The sequence below is a fragment of the Bradyrhizobium sp. genome (genome assembly GCF_019244115.1).
Taxonomy (GTDB): domain Bacteria; phylum Pseudomonadota; class Alphaproteobacteria; order Rhizobiales; family Xanthobacteraceae; genus Bradyrhizobium.
Genome location: NZ_JAFATE010000761.1, coordinates 1 through 2,683, shown reverse-complemented (window position 1 = coordinate 2,683; position 2,683 = coordinate 1). Strand labels below are relative to the sequence as shown.

The window sequence follows — 2,683 nt, the reverse complement described above, 5'->3', positions numbered from 1 at the left end:
GAGCGTCAGCGGGACCAGCGGGTGCTCCTCGGTCACGTCGGGCGAGTTGGACACGCCGTACACCGAGCTCGACGAGCAATAGACGAAGCGTTTCACGCGCGCCTTCTTCGCCGCCACGACCAGCGGCTCGAAACAGTCATAATTGACCGTCTCGGACAGCTTCTCGTCGAGCTCGAAGCTTGCATCGTTGGAGATGCAGGCAAGGTGCAGCACCGCATCGATGCCGTCGAGCGCCGCCGCGATCTGGGCGGTGTCGCGGATATCGCCCTTGACGACGCGCAGTTTCGGATCGTTAGGCAGGCGGCAGCCGTACCAGAGCTTGTCGAAAACGGTGACGTGATAGCCCTTGCTCAGGAGCCGCGGCGTCAACACGTGCCCGACATAACCCGCACCGCCAGTGATCAGGACACTCTTTCTAATCTCGCTCATCGCTTTCTGCTTTCAGCTCCGCTAGCGGCCGCAACGCATTGCGGGCCCGTCTGCAATCGTTAGCCGCCGCGCCGCCACCCTTCGGCCGGTCGATGCGGCGGATCATGTGAGATGTGCGCCCTACTCCGCAGCGACCTGATCGGCCGTGGGGATCGTGAAGCCGGCGGCTTTTGCGTCGTTGTAGAACATCAAGACCGTTTCCCTGGAATACAGGTCGAGGTCCTTGCCCACAAGCGACAGCTTCTTCAGTACATCGGGCGTGGCGGTGATGATGTGACAGCCGATGGCGTCGGCCTGGAAAATGTTGAGCAGCTCACGCGGGCTCGCCCAGAGAAGCTCGGCCTTCGGCCGATCGCGGAGCAGCTCGAGCGCCTCTGCCATGTGCGGGATCGGATCGCGTCCGGTATCGGCGACGCGGCCTGCGAAAACCGACACGACGGCCGGCACCGCGGGATCGAGCGCTTCGCCGACGTCCTTGACCTGTTCGAGCGTCATGATCGCCGTCACGTTCAGCTTCACGCCGGCCTTGGCGAGCCTGCGGATCAGCGGGCAGCTCGATTCGCCCTTGGTATTCGAGACGGGAATCTTGACATAGACGTTGTCACCCCAGGTTGCGATCTCGCGGGCCTGCGCCTCCATCGTCGGAAAGTCGTCGGCGAACACTTCAAACGACACCGGCCTGCCGCCGATCACCTTCAGCACATCGAGCGAGAAAGCCTTGTAGTCGGTGACCCCAGCGGCCCGCATCAAAGTCGGGTTAGTGGTAAAACCCTGGATCCGGGGATTGGCGGCAAGCTCGCGGATGTTCTTCAGGTCGGCCCCGTCGGCAAAGACCCTGATACGCAGCTTGTCAACGTGTGGGGCAGTCATCCTATTCCTCCTTCAACCACGGGCCTGTCGCGTAAAGCCAAGTCCCAAATGGGTTTTGCGGCGCGCCTTACAAACTCGCTATTACGCGTAGAGATTGTCCAAAGCCACGACAAAATCGTGCTAGCTCACCTTGATGGGGGGCTTTCGGAATTCGATCAAAAATTGCTATCCGCCAACGGCCTCGATCCCGGTCCAAAACGAGGCAAATTCAGGTGAAAGCTGCGTACTGACCGGACCTGCGAAAGTCAAGGCGCTATGGATGCAGCGGAACCGGTAGGCACAGCAACAGTTTGGAGCACCCCATGTCCGTCAGCAAACCTTCCACTTCCGGCGTTGAGGATGATCCAAGGCTCGATCTATCAGCTCCGCTTCGTCCAGGGAATGCCGTTGCAGCGATCATCGTGGTCGAGGGTCAATACCTGTTGCAGTTGCGCGACGCCAAGCCTGCCATATTCTTTCCGGCACATTGGGGCTGTTTCGGCGGCGCCGTCGATCCGGGTGAGACCGTGGAACAGGCCATGGTCCGCGAGCTGGAGGAAGAGCTTGGCGCAAGAATAGGCATCGGCGACATGCGCTATTTCTCGCGCTTCGAGTTCGGCCTCGATTTCGCTGGCCTTTCGCCATTCTGGCGCATCTTCTACGAAGTCACACTCTCTGAAAAAGAGATGGCGGGATTGTCGCTCGCAGAAGGCTCCGATATGCGGCTGTTCCCTGCGGCCGCAATTCTCACCCATCAGATACCCCTGACGCCTTACGACGCCTTCGCACTGTGGATGCATATCAGCAGATCCAGACTGGTCGGCTGATGGCGTGAGGCTGCAACCGTCCTTGCGTCGGATCCACGCTGCAGGCCGTTCATCCCGCAGCCTGCAGATGATCCTCGCGCAGGATGACCGCGACCGCTTCCGGCAGGGACTTAGTGCGTGCATGGGCCGGCCGCATGCCCGCAGGAACGTCCCCGTCCCAATCGCCGACCAGAATCGATCTGCAACCGGCCGCATGGCCGGCGGCGATATCGCGCCAGCGATCGCCCACGAGCCAGCTCCGGTCGAGCGCAATGGCACGAGCGGCGGCGGCGGCGAGAATCATGCCGGGCTTCGGCTTGCGGCACGCGCAGGCGTCGCCATCGACGTGCGGGCAGACGCGGATGTCATCGATCGCGACGTAGCGCAGCAGCTTGTCATGCATGGCATCGAGTATCGCGCGCGTGGAGCGTCCGGTCGCGATGTCCGGCTGGTTCGTCACGACCACGGTAACGAAGCCGGCACGCTTGAGCGCGCTGATCGCTTCGGGAACCCCCGGCAGGATCTCGTAATCCTTGAGCCGCCACGGCGCGACGGGCCGGCCGCCGCGCTCGATATTGGCATTCAAGACTCCATCGCGA

At 62.0% G+C, this 2,683-nt stretch carries 4 protein-coding genes; 1 reads left to right on the top strand and 3 read right to left on the bottom strand.

Annotated elements, in window-relative coordinates:
- The coding region (locus JOZ76_RS32635; RefSeq protein ID WP_291705506.1) for an NAD-dependent epimerase/dehydratase family protein at positions 1-429 on the bottom strand (429 nt) is incomplete at its 3' end.
- 120 nt (positions 430-549) lie between these two features.
- Positions 550-1,299, bottom strand: coding sequence for a transaldolase (locus tag JOZ76_RS32630; protein WP_291705505.1), 750 nt, complete (start codon positions 1,297-1,299; stop codon positions 550-552).
- Positions 1,300-1,601: 302 nt separating this feature from the next.
- On the opposite strand from JOZ76_RS32630, the gene JOZ76_RS32625 reads away from it, so the two are divergent.
- Positions 1,602-2,105: an NUDIX domain-containing protein gene (locus JOZ76_RS32625; protein WP_291705504.1), complete on the top strand. Its 504-nt coding sequence runs from the start codon at positions 1,602-1,604 to the stop codon at positions 2,103-2,105.
- Positions 2,106-2,154: 49 nt separating this feature from the next.
- On the opposite strand, the gene JOZ76_RS32620 is transcribed toward JOZ76_RS32625, so the two are convergent.
- On the bottom strand, positions 2,155-2,683 hold a 529-nt coding region (locus JOZ76_RS32620), incomplete at its 5' end, for a D-glycero-alpha-D-manno-heptose-1,7-bisphosphate 7-phosphatase (RefSeq protein WP_291705503.1).